A 19,044-nucleotide genomic window follows, 5' to 3' on the forward strand; every position below is an offset into this window, starting at 1 on the left:
ATCACTGTTCATTAATCCGCAGGAAGTTTCCCCATCCTTTCGCCTGCCGGTAAATCGGTTTACGCCCGGAAGGCACGTAAAGAGTACATACATTGAAAATATCCCCTGCCCCGGTAAACGTCGACGAGTAACAAACAGGCGGGTAAGTTGCCATCAGGTAAAGCTCCTGCAAATTACAACCATCAAGACAATAGTCAAACAATGCCGAAATCTCTTTTCCCAACACCAGTTCTTTCAATTCGGTACACTCTTTAAAGGCTGCCTCCGGAATAGTATAAACTCCATCGGAAATAACGATCTTTTTTAATCTCGAACCCCGGAATACCTGTTCGCCCAGTTCCTCCACCGAGACGGGGATAATGATGGAATCCAACAAACAATTCTGGAAAGCCGCCACCCCGATCTTTCGAACGGAAGAGGGGAACGTGAATTCCTCGGCCGTTTTTCCTTCCGGGTAATGGATCAAGATACTCGCATCTTTATTATATAACACGCCATCAATACTTGAAAAGGTGGTATTCAAAGGAGAAACAGACAATTCCTGCAAAGCACTGCAACCACTTGAAGTTTGGTAAACGACTAGACTATCGGGTATTGTCAAAGAGATCAAACCGGAACATCCTTTGAATGCATCTTTCTCGATCACTTTCAAGCTGTGAGGCAAGACGATTCGCTGCAATTGACTGCATCGAAGAAACATCCCGTAGTCCAACGTGTCCCGACGAGTATATCGGGACCCGTAATAGCTACTTCCACCCTCCACGATCTTTGCCTCGGAGAGATCCATCTCCACTAATTGGCCCGGCGTTTCATGCCCCTCAATATCCCATCCCAACATTTCACGTAACAAACGAATATCCGTTCCGTTCAAGAAACCGGAAAGGGTTAAGGAGGCAAGGTTGTACTTTTGATCTCCCATGATTTCCGGCAACATACCGGGAACAGAATTGTAAACGGCCTCGCTAGTCGTAAATTCCACGGGCGTAGAGTAAGTTTCCCCGATCGAATTCACGGCGTATGCACTCACGATATAAGTGGTTCCCATCTCCAACCCTTGCAGTTTTCCCGTGAAAATACCCTCATCACCCAATGGTACCTCAACCAATTTCCCGGTTTCCGTACCCTTCTCCCGGTACGTAAACGCCAGAGACGTCAAGGCTTCCCCGCCATCATCCACCAAGATACATTGGAATGCCGCGCTAAAAGGCCCCTTGTATATCATGACCAGATCGCCCAGAACGGGTAACGTGTTGGGTAAGGTCTGAAAATGTCCAATATCACTTCGCACGACGCTATGACCATTTGATATTTCCAAGCAATAATAATACGATGTCCCGGCTTGTAAACCCGTGAGGCAAGTCTCCACGTTTCCCTCTACCCCTTCAGCCTCCTGTTGAAACGCTTCCGCCATATCCTCGGATGTCCCGTACAGGAATTTACACGAGGTAACCGTTCCCTCTCCCCGCAATTCAATCTCCGCAGAGATTCTCGCCGTGTTACGAGTAATCTCTGTCACCTCATTTAAAGAGATACAGGGAGCCAGCACAGAAGGTTCCTCTTCCTTTTTACAAGCAAGTAATAGTAAACAGCACGCAATGATCCATTTGTACATATCCCTAAAAATTTATTCCGACTCCAACCGTGGGTTCCCAGTACTCCCCCTTTATCGTGATCACTCCAAGCGTAAAGGCCATTTTGCGAACCTTGACAAGCAAACCAAGTTCCGCAGTAATCCCCTTGTAGGAATAATCTTTATTTCTCAGTTTCAATCCCTCGATGGTTTCCCACACCACTTGCCGTTTCCCATAGCCCAATCCCTCGTATATATAGCATAACGACGCAATCGAGTGAATTCCCCCGGCCAGAAACGCATACCGGGAATACTTCTCGGAACCCGTGTAATAAGGCGTATCCCCGGTAGAAGGTATGCTCCCGTCCTTCCGACATTCCCCATCCACGGACAAAGACTTGAGATCAGCCTGCCCATGCACGTATAACCCATGTTTTTTCATGCACGCCAGCATGACCCCGAAAGCGGGACGTTCGTGATCCCATCCTATCGTGAACAAACTTGTAAAAGCAGGTTTTTGGGATTTCAATTTACCCGTTGGCATGGCTTGTAAGCTTTCGTCCAGCGAGGTGTTCGGTAACGGCCGGTGAACTTTCCGTACTTTCGGGTATTCTTCCTCGACCTTCAAAAGCGGTTCTTCTATCACCAACTCGTAGGTTAATCTCGATTCAAGGGTAACGGGAAATTTATAGTCCCGCAAAACACCCCATCGAGGATGCTTTATCGTTATTTTCCGAGTTCCATTTGGCACGTACAACCAGATTTCACCCACTTCATTCTTACGCTGCACGATTCCCAAAGGAGTAGAAAAGGCGAAATCACGATTCCCGACCACTTTGATTAACGCACACGCCTCGTCATTCAAGTCTCTCACGGGATTCACCCAAGCCGTTATATCGTTGGGCAACAACCGAAACGAGGCGACCTTAAACTCTTGAGCCCATCCCGGCACAAGTAGCCATAAGAGTATGATCGTGCATAAGATTTTTTTCATCATTCAAAATTAAAACTTCCCAAGTGAATAATATCCCGTTCCGGCAACAACGTCTGATCATCTATTCTCCGGGGCTGCCACGTACGCACGTGAATTTTAGGTGCCGTCTCGTCAGAAAAATCCCATAACAGGAATAAATACCCCTCGTCCGAGTACAAGTCCGAAGAGTAAGCCTGACGAACGGAAACGCCATAAATTCCCGGTCGGGTGGGATGCCTCCGGATCAGAAAATCAGAATAACGAATCTCTATTTTCTTATTTGCCTTGAATATCCGGCGTAAACGATCCAGATATTGTTGTTTCGTTTTTATATTGTACCGGATCTGATCGGCTGGAAGATAGTGGCCTTCCTGTGGCAGTTGTTTCACCACGGTACCAACAATGATTAACGCTTTCTCGCTAAAAAGTTGCTCCAAGAAATCAATATCTTTCGTCTCGTACGACATCCGGAAATGCTCCATGTAGTTTAAGATCACTCTCCGATTTTCCGAATCCGTCTCCGAGAATCCGTTTTTCAGGACCTTTTGCGCCTCTTGATAAAACGGGCTGGCAGTATCTATTGCCTGAATTCTTTCTTTCCGGGGCAAAGAAAGTTTCTTCGCTGGCAGTATCGTGTTTTCCGGTTCCGGCACTTCGACCGTCTCCGGGAGCGGGTAACGATAAAAAAACTGTACAACGGGAGAAGTTGTTTCCAAAGATTGCCAGTCCAGTTCAAAAGGATATGCCGTGCTGACGGTCTTTCCAGTCTCGTCAATCAAGAGATCCACGCTGTCTTGATGAACAAAAACACAGTTCGCGTGACTCCACGAATATATTTTATCATAGATAAAGGGAGTCACACGGTTCCCTTTAAAATCAAACAGGGCCCATTTCTCTTTACTCTTTAATGCCAGTCGTTCCGGATTTATAAATTCTCCATCATCATAGTCGGCAGGAACGATCATTTTCCCGGCCTTATCAACCACCCCGATTCCATTTCGAGTTAAACAGAATGCCACGTCGTGACGGAATTCAGTCATTTCCTGTATCTCGGCGGGAAGATACAACACGGTTTTCCCTTTCTTATCCAAACAAGCACAATAGTGTTGCCGCAAATCTTTGTACACGAGTAAACCGCAAGAAAATACCCCCTGTAAGCGACAATTCGTTAACATCACGGGAAAAACGTTCTGTCCCTCCTTGTCGATGACCTCGTAGGCGATTCGCCCCTCCCTGTCTGCCATCCCGACCAAGGCCATCCCCTCGGAAAAATCACAGGCAAAATCATACTCAGGGGCAATAACCCATTCGCCACGGGTATTCACGTAGCCATATTTTTGATTTCCGGTATAAGCCAGAGCAAGGCCATCTCTAAAATTATGCATCACCCGAACGGGTACTCCCCGGTAGGAATCTATTACCGCAATGTTCTCACTCGATTTATTGATTAAAATGAAAGGACCTTCCTTTTCTTCTTGGGCAATGGTTACGTCCTCTATAAAGTTTCCCACTTGGATAAAACGCCGGGAACTTGTTGCCATCGGAACTTTTGAAATATCACACAACCGGAACATTTCATTCCCACAGGGAAGAACGCACACTTGATTTACAACTGTGGAAGGCTTATCAGAAAATAAAGAATCTATCAGCACGTTCCCATCGGGCGTAATGATCCCGAAAGAAGAGTCTCCATGAAGAATTTTCACGGGAAAACCATTTATTTCCACCCGCTTTTTCTCACAGGAGACGCACACGTATATTAGTGCAAATAGAAAAATAATATTTCTCATAAACACACGTTCCTATTTTTTGAAATATCCTCCCGTTTTACGTGAACCTCTATATTCAATTAATCCTTTCTCTTTCAATGATTTCAAATAACGTTCCATCGTGGAAGTCCCTTTTTGAAGGAATTGGGTAATTTCGCCGCCTTTAGCACCTGGATTTTTCTCTAAAAAAGCAAGAATCAAAGCCTCAACCTCATTTATTCCCTCATTTATTCCCTCATCAACGTTTATATGATCATTTATGTGATCATTTGCTCCTTCATTATTATAGGATCATCACAAACGCAACTTTCAGCGGCAATACTGTCTTGATTAGAAAAATGTTCCTTAAATTGGACCGTACTCGTTTCCCCACATGCTACTATCTGTTGTAATTCCTTGCTATCCATCTCTTTTGCCAGTTAATTATCTTACAAAAGTAAGAAAAATAGCCAATCTAATCTTCCCAATCCTCGATTTCTCCACCGATTTCGATTTTCACCTGTTCCGGATTCTTCGAGATCGTGACGGATAACATATGCTGGATACCGGGTTTAAAGACAAACTTGCTTTCCACCATATAGGACACTCCTTTCATCACCACTTCAACCAAAGGAACTTGATTGGTTAATCGTTGGGGTACCACAATGGCCGTATATTGTGTCTTGTTAACTTTTTTCGCCTTAATCGTCTGTGCTGTTCCGTGAGTGTTCCGGGTAACAATTCCCACGCTCAAGTCGATCGTGGCAGAAGGTACCGTGTTATGGATATACACCTCGGCATCTTCCGGAATATCACCATCATAATCTTTACCTTTCATCAGACGCACAACCATTTTACTCATCCGGTGCTTGAATGACAAGGAGACCGGAGAATCGCTTGCCGTGACGTTCTGATCCGTGGCCCAAAGAAAATCACTCGCCTCGTAGCCATCCAATCCGGAATCGGTTGAAGTAGCCGACTGGTCCAATGCCACGGAAAAGGGCAGATCGTCCACTCCCGAAGGAGAGGGGATGTACGGGTAATAAGCGAAAACATCAAACGAACCCTCATCCCAATATAACTTTCTGGCGGGATTCCACTTTGTCCCGTCAAAGGTCAGTAGCTCATTATTCAGAAAATTTCCGGCAACCTCTAAAGGAATCCCGTGTCCGGTCATGTATACTCCAATCTGATCCTGTTTTTCAAAAGCACTCGTCGTGGCCCTTGCCAACGCCGGATGTTGCATATCAAACGTGATCAACATTTCATCCGATTCTTGCACTTGATCGGTCTCACTACACCCGCACGGAATCAGTAGAATGTATAAAAGAATTACACAGCAAGTTATTTTTATGTATTTCATATCTTCTCGAATTTAGTCAAACCATCATTTCAAAATTGAAGGACGTCCCTTGTGAATCACGGGTGGATATTGATTTCCACGTGCCTTTGTACCAAAGTCCATGTCCCGGGTGGAACGTGATAAATTATCCGAACCCCGCTTATCATTCTTCACAAACTCATCGAAGGAATATGTTTCTCCGGCGTAAAGCATGATACGTTTCACGATGGCCTCCCGGCTAATAGCACTATGATACGGGATGTCGTTATTCATACAACTGTTCTGTTCCGACCGAAAAACACCACGCGAGTGCATGAATCCTCCCTCGTAAATGTCCACCACATCGCTATACCGATCATCAAATATAAAATGCGCCCAAGGCACTTCGTGCATCTTCCCGGTAAGAGAAAGATTTTCGTACCATCCTAATGATTTTGCCCAATTGAAGGCATCCACATGCCCGCAACAAGTACAAGAGCAAAAATCAATGAACTCGTTGTGATAAATATACTCGTCACCCAGTTTCCCGAATCCGTGTCCTCCGGCCTCATGCTGGATGACACCGCGAGAATCCAAGGGATAGCCATAGGTACTCAACGGGCAGAATGCAATAGCCGAACCATCAGCCCACATCTGGCATATTCCGCCATAGTCCGTGGAATTCGGAGTTATAATCACGAGCGACTGATTCAAATTACCTTCATTCACCGTGGGCATTCTTAACGCATAAGCAAAGGCCGCATCGTAATCACACCGTAAACCGACGCCTCCCGTGTACGTGGTCTCAAATTTGGTGTAACGAATTGTGTTGATTGTTCCGACTCCACTTTCCGGGGAAACGGCAATAGCCGTGTATATATCAAAATAATCCCGGTACGTGCGATAAGGTTCTATATCAAAGAAACGTTCTACCTGTTCTTTCATCACTTTCAAATAATCCCCCTTGGAAATTTCTTTCGCATCAAATCCATCACCCAAAAAGACGAGATTTACACCATTTCCTTTCGTGTGGGATTGTAAGGTTATAATTTCATCTTCATCGTACTCGTAATCATATTGTGTCACGGAACAACGAGTCGTATAATCCTTATCCTTCAGTTTAAACACGATCTCCCCTTCCCTCGGTTCAGCTTCTTGGGGCATTTCGCTAATAGTAAGCGTTAATTCCGTTTTCTGCGAGCCGGACATCTGTGACAAAGAACACCAATCCGGTTTACTTTCCACTTCCCAATCTCCTTCCGCATTCAAGACCAAACGACGGGTACACTTCGTATTGATTGCCGTGGCCAGCGACGGACGGCAAACCAGTTCCCGATGGGCAGAAATTCGCTTGAATTCATTCCAACCAACGGCCGTTTGGTATTGCTCTACAACAGTCTCCGGCACCTCAAGAGTGAAGTTATCTTTCGGGACCCCGTTGAATGCTCCTACTTGAACGTATGGTGGAATAGTTCCCTTACAAACGATGCTTCCTATGCCGTAACAATTTGCAAAAGCCCCACCATTATCACCCCATGTAGATTCATAGCGAATCGTTTCCAAGCTCTCCGGGAAAACAAGTCCCTCGATGTTCCGACAATTTGCAAAAGCACCGGCCCCGATACTTAATACTCCTTCCGGAAATTCCAATGTTCCCATTAAACGCCAGTTCCCCGCAAAAGCATTATCTCCGATAGAAGCCAATCCCTCAGGCAAAACCAATGTCCCTGAGAAATCACAACCATCAAATGCACTCTCTCCTAAAGCGATCAAATTCTTGGGCAAATGTAATTCTCCTTTTAAAGAAGTTCCTTTAAATGCATTTTCACCAATAGATGCTATTCCATCATGTAATTCCAGTGTTCCATTTAATCCGACACAACCATTAAATGCCCCGCTAGCTATATCAACAACTTTTTGTGGGATTTTTACTGACCCGGATAAATTCTTACATTCGTGAAAAGCTCCCAATCCGATAAATTCCAATTTATCTGGTAATGTCAAAGTCCCATAAAGCCCGTTACATTCCCGGAAACTCCACTCCCCAAGATGTTTTAATTTTTCAGGAAGTTTCAATTCACACGTAAATCCACATCCCCCAAATGCTCCCATATTTCCGGCAAAATCTCCTCCATCAATATATTCTAACGTGGTGGGTAAAACCAAAGTGCCGGTTAAAGCTCGACACTTATCAAAAGCACTTGCTCCAATATATGTTACACCCTCTGGAATGATTAATGAACCTGTCAAATTTTTACATCCGATAAAAGCCGATCGCTTTATTTTTAATAATTGATCTGGTAACACAAGTCTAAGCAATGAATATTTATTTGCCATTGCCTCAACAGGAATTTCGTCATCCAAATCTTCCGAATTTCTCTTTATCTTCACTTCCTTCAAATTCAATGCCTGCAACCGATCCATTGAATCCCTCATGAAATAAAAATCCAAAGCATTAATCTCACCCGTTATTTTCAAATTCTGCAAATTCCTAAAATCTTTTTTGGCAGCCGTGATACACTCCTTCAATTTACCTGCCTCGGACTCAATCACGATATACTCCCTAGCCGTCGCATCATGTGATGCCTGATCATCTTCCCAAGCCGTAATAGATTCACTGACCAATACAAACTCATATTTCCCCTCATTGGCTTTTTTATCTACCCGAATCGTGAAATTATGCATTTTAGAAGGCACGTAAGTAAACGTTTCATTCTTTGAGAACGAGTACGCAACCCCATCAACAGTTATACTAAATAATTTCACTCCGGTAGCCACCTCCTGCGGCACGACGATCGCCCGAAATTCATCCCCATGCTTATAAGGGATCGTCCCTGTTGTCGCCACTTCGCCTGTAACGGTTACAATACCCGTGGCCAAATCGACCCGCGCCCCACGTTTCGTGTTCGTGACCAGCACTTGTTTTTCCAACTTAGTCCATTCCCCTTCACTAAAACCCGTTCCCTCCTGCAATGTCACCCGGGCATTACTCATTTTATGACGGAACGAGAGCCGCACGACGGGTGTCAACGGAGCCACATTCTCCGCCTTCCCCCAAAGAAAATCACTCGCCTCATATCCGCCCATCTCCCCGTTCTCGGATAACTTGGACTGGTCCTTTCGAACTTCAAAGGCATAGGCATTCACGCTTTCCGGAGTTCCTGCCGGATAATACCCATACACGTCAATGGGAGTCTTACTATCCTTCCAGAACACATCGTATGCCGAATTCCATTTATAATTGACTTCATCAAACGTGAATTGAAGATTTGTTGCCCGGTTCCCTTCATCCAACAAAGTCCCGGGAGAGCCTCCCTCGTAGTCCACGATATAAACTCCCATCACATCATTATGACAAAAACCACCATCATTTACCCGGGATAAAGTCACTTGATCAATCTCCCCGGAAAGTGAAATTAAGCAGGCCTGACCGGCATCAGGACCCGCTATTTCGTTATCGTAACATGCCCAACACACACACGATAACGCCATTGCAACCAGAAGAATTATTTTTCTCATAAATATTGTTTTAGATTATTCTGCCACCCCACCATAATCCACCCCATCATCGTCCCATTGGCCGATATTGACGTTAATACCATTACTCGTTTTATTCACCTTCACGGTAAAAGTATATCTTTTATTTTTCTCAAAAGTATGTCCTTTTTTCAACGTGTAATCTTTTCCATTCACGTTAACCACCAATAAGTCAGTTTCGCTAATACTTTGTGGCACAATAAGCGCCCTGTACAACCCGTCATTCTTTCCCAAAATAATGCTTTGCTCTTCATTTACAGCCTCAACTTCTCCTGTAGCCAGATTGATGGATGCCGCAAGCCGGATATGATTAAACTTTACCTGTATTACAGCCTCATCCAATGCCGCTTGCGTGAAACCATTTCCCGGCTCCACCTTTACCTGTGCACAACTAAAAACATGATTCAACGTGATATTAACGGCCTGTTCCGTCGGACTCACTCCCGGTGTCTTTCCCAGAAGGAAATCACTTGCTTTGTAGTTATCCACGGATGCCTGATCCGCTTTCACGTTAAAAACATGGCCAGACACGTTTGCCGATGCAGAATAAGGGTAATAGGCGTAAAAATCCGCTTTCGTTTCATCATCTTTCCAATATATGGTCTGATCCGGTGTCCAAGAAGAATTGTAAACAAAACGCATATTGTTCACGTGATTCCCTGTATTTTGCAAATCACCAGCTTGTTGCCCGTCATAATTCACAACATACAATCCAATCTTGTCACCAGCTTCGAAAGTGGCATCTGTTGCCCTTGCAATATCCTGTACGCCAAAAAGCATTTTAATTTCTTTCCGTACCGGCTCCGGTGTCGGTTCTGGCGTTGGCTCCGGATCCCCACTACCGGATCCTCCAGAACATGCATATAGCAAAGCTATTAGTATAAACTCGATCTTCTTTCTACCTGACATGATGTTCATTTTAATAAAACTTGTAATTTTTATACAAAGGTAGGGGCATATCATTCAAAAATCAAGTTCATAATGGTTCATTTGCAGAAAAACAACTTTCCCTTAACATTCCCATACAAAAGCAGGGGCTGTCCCAAAAGTCTTATCCAGTATCTACAAGCTACCCCTACCAACTCCCCCTATGTAAGGGGGAGTTGGCGGGGTAGTTATTTAAAATACTCTTTTATTCTATTTTTTCTCCAATATAGTCACGTAACGAACAAATTTAGGAGAATAACGTTTTTTATCTGATTTCGGACGATTATTATTGTCGTAGACATCTATCAAACGAAGATTTACTTTCTCCTGTATTCCCACAGGCAAAACTTCCGTTGCAGGTTTGCCGGAAACCAACACGACAGGTAAGGAATTCAAAAGCGTTGTATCATTTTTATAATCCCAAGGCAATATGCGGCGACCAGCCTCATATACCAGCTCGATTCTCAATTCCTCATCCGCCGGGTAATAGAAAGGTACGTGTTGTAACTCTTCAATCTGACGGACGGCCTTGATACTCTTGATCTCCGTGTTATTGAACATATTGGCAACACGAGACATCAACAGGGTTTCCACAAGGATCAATAATAGCACGACTCCCGTGAATACTTTCATGGATTTTATCCTCACCCCACCCGCGAAAATTGAATAGGCGGCAACAAGAAACAGGATCGAAACAATAATCAAAAGGGTCAACCCGACTTCTCCTTCCCGGTAAAATAGAAGATAGACGGCAACCGGCATTCCTAAAGCGATCAATGCCGGGATAAAAGCATTCACACGAAATACGACACGATCACTCGTCGTGAGCGTTTTTTCCTTCGCGGCGGTGAATATATAAACGATATAATGTGCCACAACCATCGCGGCCGGAATCAGTAACGGCAACAAGTACCGAGTTTTTTTCTCCGGGAAAAGAGAAAGTAACACTAAAGTAACCACAGTCCACAAAACGGCAAACGTGTACTCCTTACGCATTTTGATTTTCTTCTTTAACCACGGCCAGCATAACCCGGTCAAGAGGAACAAAGCCCAGATTCCCGACTCGGCAAAGAACAACCAGTAGTAATACCAAGGACGTACATTTCTCTCGATCCAAGCCGTTGATTCTTTCGCCAGCACGAACAAGGCTGTATCCCGATGGAACACATACAGATAAAGCGGCCACCAGAAGCTGATTACTATAAATAACAGCAACATGACCACGATAGGCCAGCCTTTTCTCTTGAGAGAAGGACGATAGATCCATATATAAGAGATCAAGAAAGGAAATAATAACGCATAGAATGCCACAGGCCCTTTACCCAAGAAAGACAAGCCCAAGAATATCCCGGCCCAAACAAAATTAGCCCAACTCGTTCGTACGCTCTTTATCCCTTTATAGAAGAAAAATATTGCTCCCAGCATAAAACTATGGCAATAAATATCCCATGTTGCCACTCGCCCTGCCATAATGACATTAAAGCTGGTCGCCATTACCAGAGCAGAAAGCAATCCCAATAACCTGTTGCCACTTAAAGCCGAAGCAAAGAAATAGAGGAAAAAAGCCATCAGTGTGGCCATAATCCCAGCGGCAGCACGCTGCAAAGATATATTATCCGGTTGCAAATATTCGATTCCCGCGGCTACCCACGTCGGAAGAGGCGGTTTCTCCAAACGCAATTCCCCGTTCATGGTAGGCACCAACCAGTTGTCATATTCAATCATTTCATGCGCCGTGACCAAATTACGGGACTCCATAATATCCTCATAAACAGAACCATTATTCACGAAAAAGGCGAACCAACAAACGATAAGAATAAAAAGATAATGAATATAGTTTTTCTGCATAATCTTATGTACACGTTTAGATTAGAGTGCAAATTTATAATAATAAAACTATTTTCAAGAGCATATCCTTCAAATAATGCAGGAAGAATTTTTTCTCCGGATGTAACAAAAAAGAAACATTTTTGGTATACATTTTGGACGTGTTTTTGCGCGAAAAGGATTTACATACTATAATCATGAAAATTGAACGATATTTTATATTGCTTATTTTGGTGATTCCCGTGTTGATCCTACGGGATTTCACTCCAAACAACGAACTGAAATACCTCAGCATCGTTGATGAGACCCTGCGAGACGGGCATTTCTTTACTTTCTACCATCAAGGAGAACTTTATGCGGATAAACCGCCCCTTTATTTCTGGTTACTCATGTTGAGCAAATGGATCTGGGGAGAATATAATATGTTTGGTCTTTCACTTTTTTCTATTATTCCCGCCCTGATTTCTGTCTATATCATGAATAAATGGGTTGAAGAAGAAACCACCACATCCTTGAGATGGAACGGTTCGCTGATGCTCTTCACAAGCGCATTTTTTATCGGTTCGGGCCTTGTCCTGCGCATGGATATGCTGATGTGTATGTTTATTCTTCTTGCCCTGTACACGTTTTATAAACGCTATTCGGGCAAGGGACAACCGAGAGACCGTTTCTTGCTGCCTTTCTATATTTTCATGGCCATCTTTTCGAAAGGGCCCATCGGGTTTATCGTTCCCTTGATAACCATGCTCGTCTTTCTACTGGTGAAAAGAGACATCCGTTCCTTCTGCCGGCATTTCGGCTGGCGGGAATGGGGTATTTTATCGGGATTCTGTGCCATATGGTTTCTCGGTATTTATCTCGAAGGCGGATCAACTTACCTGAATAATCTTCTTTTCCATCAAACCATAAACCGGGCGATTGATTCGTTCGATCACAAAAAAGCATTCTGGTATTACGGGGTGACGTTCTGGTACTCCGTGGCCCCCTGGTCTATCCTGTACATCACGACAATCGTTATCGCGATAAAAAAGAAACTACTCACGACAGATAAAGAAAAACTTTTCCTCTCGGCAATCGTCTCGACTTTCGTCATTCTTTCCTTGTTCAGCGGAAAACTGGACATTTATATGTTACCCCTGTTCCCGTTCTTCACGTACTTGACGATCCTGTTGCTTCCAAAAATCAAGGAGAAATGGATCGCATTTTCCGTATATATTCCCGTGATAGCCCTTACCATCGCTCCCATCGTGGCATTTTTCATCCACAACAAATTTAATGTTCCCGACTCGCCATTTATTTATGTCGCCATCATAACATTGTTTATCTTCAGTTTAACAGCCTGTTATTTACTATATCGCAAACAAATGTACCGGGCCATCAATTGTGCCGCACTGGGAATCCTAGCCACCCTGTTCACGGGAGCCTTTGCCTTACCCCGGATTAATCCATACATCGGTTTTACCGCTATGGCGAAAGAAGCATATCATATATGCGAGGAAGAGGATATCGATCATTATTACTATTACAAATTCCGCAGCGGGGAAAACATGGACGTTTATTTAAAGGAAGAGGCCATAAAGGTCACGAATGAGGATTCTTTATTTAATATCTACCAGAAAGGCGACTGCATGATTTTCGTCAAAGAAAAGAACGTTACGCGTTCCCCGGCACTCGCCAACTGGATTCAACAAACCCATCACGAGAAGATCGGAAACTTTTATCTTATCCACCCTACTTTAAATACATCGTCTTTATATGATCAACCTTAGAAGTATTTCTATCCATTTACATACTTTATCCCTATATCTTGAAAAATACGATTAAGAGGTGAAACATTTTTTCCTATATTTGTCCCATGGTAACAATCAAGGACACAACATTAATTAAATCTTTCAATGAAGGGGATCCTATGGCTTTCAAAGTCATATTCGATCGCTATTATAAGATTTTGTGTTCCTATACCTACCATTTTATCCGCACGCCTTATGCTGTTGACGATATTGTGCAGGACATTTTCGTAGCTTTATGGAACAGACGGGAAAAATTTGATTGTATCGAAAAAATCAGTTCTTTTCTTTTTGTTTCCGCACGTAACGCTTGCCTGAATCATGCCAAACATGAACAAATGAAAGCAGCAAAACTGAAAGAATTTGTTGCCCAAACAGATGAAGCCGTTTACGATGATTATATCATTATGGCCGAATTCGACCAGAAATTAAACCACTGGTTGGAGTCCTTGCCCACAGAATGCCGCAAAATTATCGATATGTCTGTTTCCGGAATGAAAAATGACGAAATCGCCAAAGCCCTCAACATTTCCATTAATACGGTAAAAAATCAGAAGGTCAAAGGATTTAAAATTCTCAAGGAACTATATAAGGATGAATATCTTACAATCCTGTTTTACATTTTCATATCACTTGGTGCAAAATAATTTTCAAAAAAATAAATCCCGCATAGTACGTTAGAAGGAGTCGATTGTTATACTATAAAAGAGATAACAATGACACCTAAAGATTGTGAACATATCGCCCATTTGCTTTTCCTAGCTTACACGGGGGAGGCAAGTCCCGACCAGCAAGAGGAGTTATCCCGTTGGTTGAAAGAGGACAAACATCACGATGATTTGTACCGGACAATCATGGATCACGAACGAATTCGCTCGGAACAAGAGGTATTTTTATTATTCAACCAGCAAAGAGCTTGGACAAAGATTTCACAAAAGACTTACCGAAAAAGCAAAATGTTATATACCAATTTTTTACGGTATGCAGCCGTATTCATTTGCTTTATCTGTGTCAGCGTGTATTTCCTATACCCCGATAAGCCGGAAGAAAAGATCGAAATTGTCGAGTTATTCTTAGAACCCATTTCTCCCAAGGCTATCCTACAAAACGAACAGGAAGTACGTATATCCCTGCCGGGTCAATGCTATTCGATAAAAGATAGTACCCGTCATAAAAAACAGCTTGAAACATCTGAAATCCTGCGAATTTATGTACCCAAAGGAGGTGAGTTCGAACTTGTGTTAGCTGACGGAACACGTGTCTGGATGAATTCAGAGACAGAATTAAAATTCCCCCGTGTTTTTACCGGGGACAAGCGACAAGTCGAATTGGTTTCCGGAGAGGCTTATTTCGATGTCAGAAAAGATAAAACAAAACCATTTATCGTTCGGAATAAGGATTTGGATTTAACGGTGTTAGGTACTCAGTTTAATATCCAGAATTATTCCGACGAGCATGAAATTATAACAACTCTAGTCGAAGGTGCCGTGCAATTATCATCCGACAAGACCATTCTACACCCCGGGGAACAGGCCACTTACAACAAAGCAACACGAGAAACACAAGTTGAAACGGTAGACACGGAACTCTTCACGGCATGGAGAGAGGGACGATTAATTTTCAAGTCTACTCGCTTGGAGACGGTCCTGAAACAATTGTCCCGTTGGTATGATGTTAAATTCGTGTACGAAGAAGAAAGATTAAAAGACTTAATCTTCTCCGGAAAGATGAAAAAATACGATAACGGTAATGTTATTTTAGGAATATTAAAAGCTACAGGAAAAATCGATTTTATACAACAAGACTCTACTATACATGTAAAAAGACAATAAAAACAAAGATTTTAGTACGTTTAAAAACCAATAACCATGAAAAAAAATTCATCAATCCCCAAAGCGGGATTCAGACTTTTTCGGCCTAACCCGAGAATGTTCGGAAAACTATTTGCTCTTTTTATCTTCATGACATTTTGCACTTACTCGTACGGAGTGAGCCAAAACAAGAAGATGGATGTTCACTTCAAAAACGCCTCGATTGATTTTGTTATCGAGTACCTAGAATCGGCAACGGACTACACGTTCGTGTACAACGACACGGATAAGGAAGGTGTTAAAATAACCGTCTCGTTGAAAGACGCGGACATCGTGACAATTTTGGATGCTGTATTTAAAAACACGCCCCTCGCTTACCAGATAAAAGAAGATCGTATCGTGGTGCTAAGACGTAAGAATAATACGGTAAAAGCTGAAGAGGAGAAACAACTGGTCGTGAAAGGACGCGTGATTTCGGAAAAAGACAAAGAACCTATTATCGGGGCCACCGTTATCTTAGAAGGTACGACTTTAGGGGTTGCTACAGACGTGGAAGGCAAATTTTCAATCAACGTTCCGGAAGATGCGAAAACACTCGTCATCAGTAGCATCGGTTATGCTAAATATCGGTTCGCATTGAACTCAAATGTTTTCGACAAACTCAATATCATTCAACTGAAAGATAGCGTGAGTTTCGTTGACGAGGTGGTTATCGTCGGTTATGGAACCACCAAAGTAAAAGATGCTACCGGAGCCGTATCCCGACTCGGGGAAAAGGATATTGCCATGTCTCCGGCAGGAGCAAGCGTGCAAAGTATGTTGCAAGGACGGGCCCCCGGAGTAAACGTCATGATTCAATCGGCCTCTCCCACTTCCCCGGTAAATGTTATGATTCGAGGAATTTCAACGTTAACCGGAAACACTCAACCGTTATGGGTTATTGACGGAGTACCCGATTATTCACAAAGTTCCACAGGAGACGTAACCAATGCTTTATTCAACTTGAATTTATCAGACATTGAAAGCATTGATATATTAAAAGACGTATCTGCAACAGCAATCTACGGTTCCCGGGCCGCCAACGGTGTCATCATCGTGACCACGAAAAGGGGTAAACTAGGGATGCAGCCGACCGTGGACCTTTCTCTCCGAGCCGGAATCCAGACCATCAATTCAAACAAGCTAAACGCCTTAAATGCGGCAGAATACAAACGTTTCGTGGAGACAGTCGGTCGTCAATCCATTGAAATTGCCGGATTCGATTACAATACCCGACTCTTTTTCAATGAATCCAAATTCAATCAATTGAACACGAGCCAATGGGACGGCAGTATGCTGGAATTACTCCCCGATGCTTTCATGGACGGAGATACCGACTGGTGGGATGAAATGACCCAGAATGCTTTGACCACACAATGCGACATTTCCGTGCGAGGTGGAACACAGAACTCGAACTACTTTATCTCTTTCGGATATAACGACCAAAAAGGTGTTGTAAAGGGAGGACGCAGCAAGCTGTTAACAGGGCGTTTGAATTTTGAAACATTAATCGGGAAACAGGTCAAACTAGGCGTCAATCTATCCGGATCGTCCAGAAAAACCAATAACAAGGATAATCTTATTGACAATATCATCCGATTCCGCCCAGACTTCCCGGCATATAATGAAGACGGAAGTATTAACCTGGTAACAACAAGCACGGTGATCGAAAACCCACATTTAACCCTGGCTAACCGAAACGATGGACGAGGTTTAACTTTCTCCGGTTCTGCCTTTCTGGAATGGACAATTTTGGACGGTTTGAAATTCAAATCTACCGGAACGGTCAATTACACGAATTCGCAAACCGACATTTTCTCGAAAAAAGGGACACGAGGATATGCCACGGCCTACAATAGCCGCAACTTAGGTAATAGTGAGAACAACACCTACGTGTGGGATAACACGCTGACTTGGATGAAAACTTTTGGCAAACACAATTTGGTTGCCATGGTCGGACATTCAATCGAAAAATACAAATCCAGAATGCTTTCCGGTGGTGCGGAAGAATTCCCAGACGAAAAGGTATTAATTAATCTAGGTAGTGGGGCTGACTCCTGGGCAGATAGTGATGAAGCCGGGAACACGCTCGTATCAGCCATTGCTCGTGTGAATTACAAATACAACAATCGTTACCTAGCAACCTTTACTTTCCGTACGGACGGCTCCTCGAAGTTCGGACCGGACAAGCGCTGGGGATATTTCCCTTCCGGAGCGCTCGCTTGGGTGATCTCAGAAGAAGAATTTATGGCCCCCTTGAAATTATATATTCCTTATTTGAAACTACGGGCTTCTGTCGGGAAAATCGGTTCACAGAACTTAGGCAATTATGATTATATCTCCCTTATGGGAGCTGCATCTTATGACGGACAACCGGGAACAAAGCCGACTTCTTTGGGAAATCCGGTCCTTCAATGGGAAGAAACAACCTCTGTCGACGTGGGTCTTGATTTCGGTTTGTTAAACGAACGCCTTCGCGGAACAATCGGATACTACAATAAACAAATCAACAATCTGATTTATGACGGTTCCGTGCCTGCAAACTCATCCTACACGACTGTCAACCAGAATGTAGGAACAATCGCCAATGTCGGATGGGAATTTGACATCCGGGGTGACGTTATCCGGACGGATAAAGTGAACTTTGAAATCGGCTTTAATATCGCCACGAATTCCGGAAAAGTAAAGAAACTGGATGGGATCGTGAAAGAGCTAAAAATGCCTTACTATTACGAATATGTTCGTTTGGTTGAAGGCGGACACATCGGAGACTGGTACGGTTATCAATACGCCGGTCGGCTGTTCCGAACCCAAGAAGAAATTATCGCACTGAAACCGGTGTCATCTACCGGAGTGCAGGAAAATTATTTCGGAAGTTATGATTCTCCGGGTGACGCATACCTGATTGATCAAGACGGAGATGGAAAGATCACGGCAAAGGACAAAGTAAAACTGGGTAATTTCAATCCAAAATTCTTTGGAGGTTTCAACCTCTCTCTCAGTTGGAAAAATTTATACGCAACCGCCGTGTTCACTTACTCGTACGGAGCGAAAAGAATGTGGTATTATCAATATGAGAAAACATCCGGCGTGGGGACCTACAATGTGTATAACTCGATATTTGATAGTTACAATTTCAAAGGAGGCGATGCATTATTCCCAAGGTTAGCCTACGCAGGAACCGTGGCCAATGCTTTATGTGACCTGTATATTCACGACGCCTCGTTTTTACGGATGAATTCTTTGAACTTGAATTATCGCTTACCAGCAAAATGGTTTACCGGAACGTTCGTGAATAACGTGGAATTATCTTTCTCTGCATCCAACTTGTTCACCATCACGAAATACCCGGGCTTTGACCCGCAAGGGAACTTCGGATCGACCTCGACATCCGCAACCGCCAATGACGTAATAACCGTGGCGCAAGGTGTTGATTACAGCACTTATCCATCAGCGAGAACCTATAGCCTTGGTATTAAATTTACATTCAAATAAACTCCGCAC

The 19,044-nt window shown here is 43.5% G+C and carries 12 protein-coding genes; 4 read left to right on the forward strand and 8 right to left on the reverse strand.

Features of this window, described 5'->3' with window-relative positions; genetic code table 11:
- Position 1 precedes the first annotated feature (1 nt).
- The 8 genes from I2I33_RS01555 to I2I33_RS01590 all read right to left on the reverse strand — a co-directional run bounded on the left by I2I33_RS01555 (position 2) and on the right by I2I33_RS01590 (position 11,924).
- The gene (locus tag I2I33_RS01555) at positions 2-1,612 is read right to left on the reverse strand and encodes a leucine-rich repeat protein (RefSeq protein ID WP_087419191.1); all 1,611 of its coding nucleotides are present in this window, start codon (positions 1,610-1,612) and stop codon (positions 2-4) included.
- Positions 1,613-1,616: 4 nt separating this feature from the next.
- Positions 1,617-2,564: a hypothetical protein gene (locus I2I33_RS01560; protein WP_140402523.1), complete on the reverse strand. Its 948-nt coding sequence runs from the start codon at positions 2,562-2,564 to the stop codon at positions 1,617-1,619.
- Positions 2,564-4,333 carry a WG repeat-containing protein gene (locus I2I33_RS01565; RefSeq protein WP_087419193.1) on the reverse strand — a complete coding sequence of 590 codons (1,770 nt, stop codon included), beginning with the start codon at positions 4,331-4,333 and terminating at the stop codon, positions 2,564-2,566. Before I2I33_RS01565 ends, I2I33_RS01560 begins: the two co-directional genes overlap by 1 nt.
- Before the next feature lie 12 nt (positions 4,334-4,345).
- Positions 4,346-4,573, reverse strand: a complete 228-nt coding sequence (locus I2I33_RS01570) for a MarR family transcriptional regulator (protein ID WP_140402540.1) — start codon at positions 4,571-4,573, stop codon at positions 4,346-4,348.
- 193 nt (positions 4,574-4,766) lie between these two features.
- Positions 4,767-5,654, reverse strand: coding sequence for a fimbrillin family protein (locus I2I33_RS01575; RefSeq protein WP_087419194.1), 888 nt, complete (start codon positions 5,652-5,654; stop codon positions 4,767-4,769).
- Between the two features lie 24 nt (positions 5,655-5,678).
- Positions 5,679-9,131: a fimbrillin family protein gene (locus I2I33_RS01580; RefSeq protein WP_087419195.1), complete on the reverse strand. Its 3,453-nt coding sequence runs from the start codon at positions 9,129-9,131 to the stop codon at positions 5,679-5,681.
- Positions 9,132-9,146: 15 nt separating this feature from the next.
- Complete coding sequence (locus tag I2I33_RS01585) at positions 9,147-10,058, reverse strand: fimbrillin family protein (RefSeq protein ID WP_162613668.1); 912 nt, start codon at positions 10,056-10,058, stop codon at positions 9,147-9,149.
- A 228-nt stretch (positions 10,059-10,286) separates the two neighbouring features.
- Entirely contained in the window at positions 10,287-11,924 is a 1,638-nt protein-coding gene (locus I2I33_RS01590) for an ArnT family glycosyltransferase (protein WP_087419197.1), read from the reverse strand.
- A 176-nt stretch (positions 11,925-12,100) separates the two neighbouring features.
- On the opposite strand from I2I33_RS01590, the gene I2I33_RS01595 reads away from it, so the two are divergent.
- The 4 genes from I2I33_RS01595 (at position 12,101) to I2I33_RS01610 (ending at position 19,035) form a co-directional block, all read left to right on the forward strand.
- A complete protein-coding gene (locus I2I33_RS01595) occupies positions 12,101-13,672 on the forward strand; it encodes an ArnT family glycosyltransferase (protein ID WP_087419198.1) in 1,572 nt (523 codons plus the stop codon).
- Positions 13,673-13,758: 86 nt separating this feature from the next.
- Positions 13,759-14,337: an RNA polymerase sigma factor gene (locus I2I33_RS01600; protein ID WP_087419199.1), complete on the forward strand. Its 579-nt coding sequence runs from the start codon at positions 13,759-13,761 to the stop codon at positions 14,335-14,337.
- A 69-nt stretch (positions 14,338-14,406) separates the two neighbouring features.
- Positions 14,407-15,522 (forward strand): FecR family protein, encoded by a 1,116-nt coding sequence (locus I2I33_RS01605; RefSeq protein ID WP_087419200.1) that lies wholly within the window; start codon positions 14,407-14,409, stop codon positions 15,520-15,522.
- 36 nt (positions 15,523-15,558) lie between these two features.
- Positions 15,559-19,035: a SusC/RagA family TonB-linked outer membrane protein gene (locus tag I2I33_RS01610; RefSeq protein ID WP_087419201.1), complete on the forward strand. Its 3,477-nt coding sequence runs from the start codon at positions 15,559-15,561 to the stop codon at positions 19,033-19,035.
- Positions 19,036-19,044: the final 9 nt, after the last annotated feature.

The sequence above is a fragment of the Butyricimonas sp. BSD2780061689_150309_C8 genome, from assembly GCF_015560935.1.
In the GTDB taxonomy this organism is placed as follows: Bacteria; Bacteroidota; Bacteroidia; order Bacteroidales; family Marinifilaceae; genus Butyricimonas; species Butyricimonas paravirosa.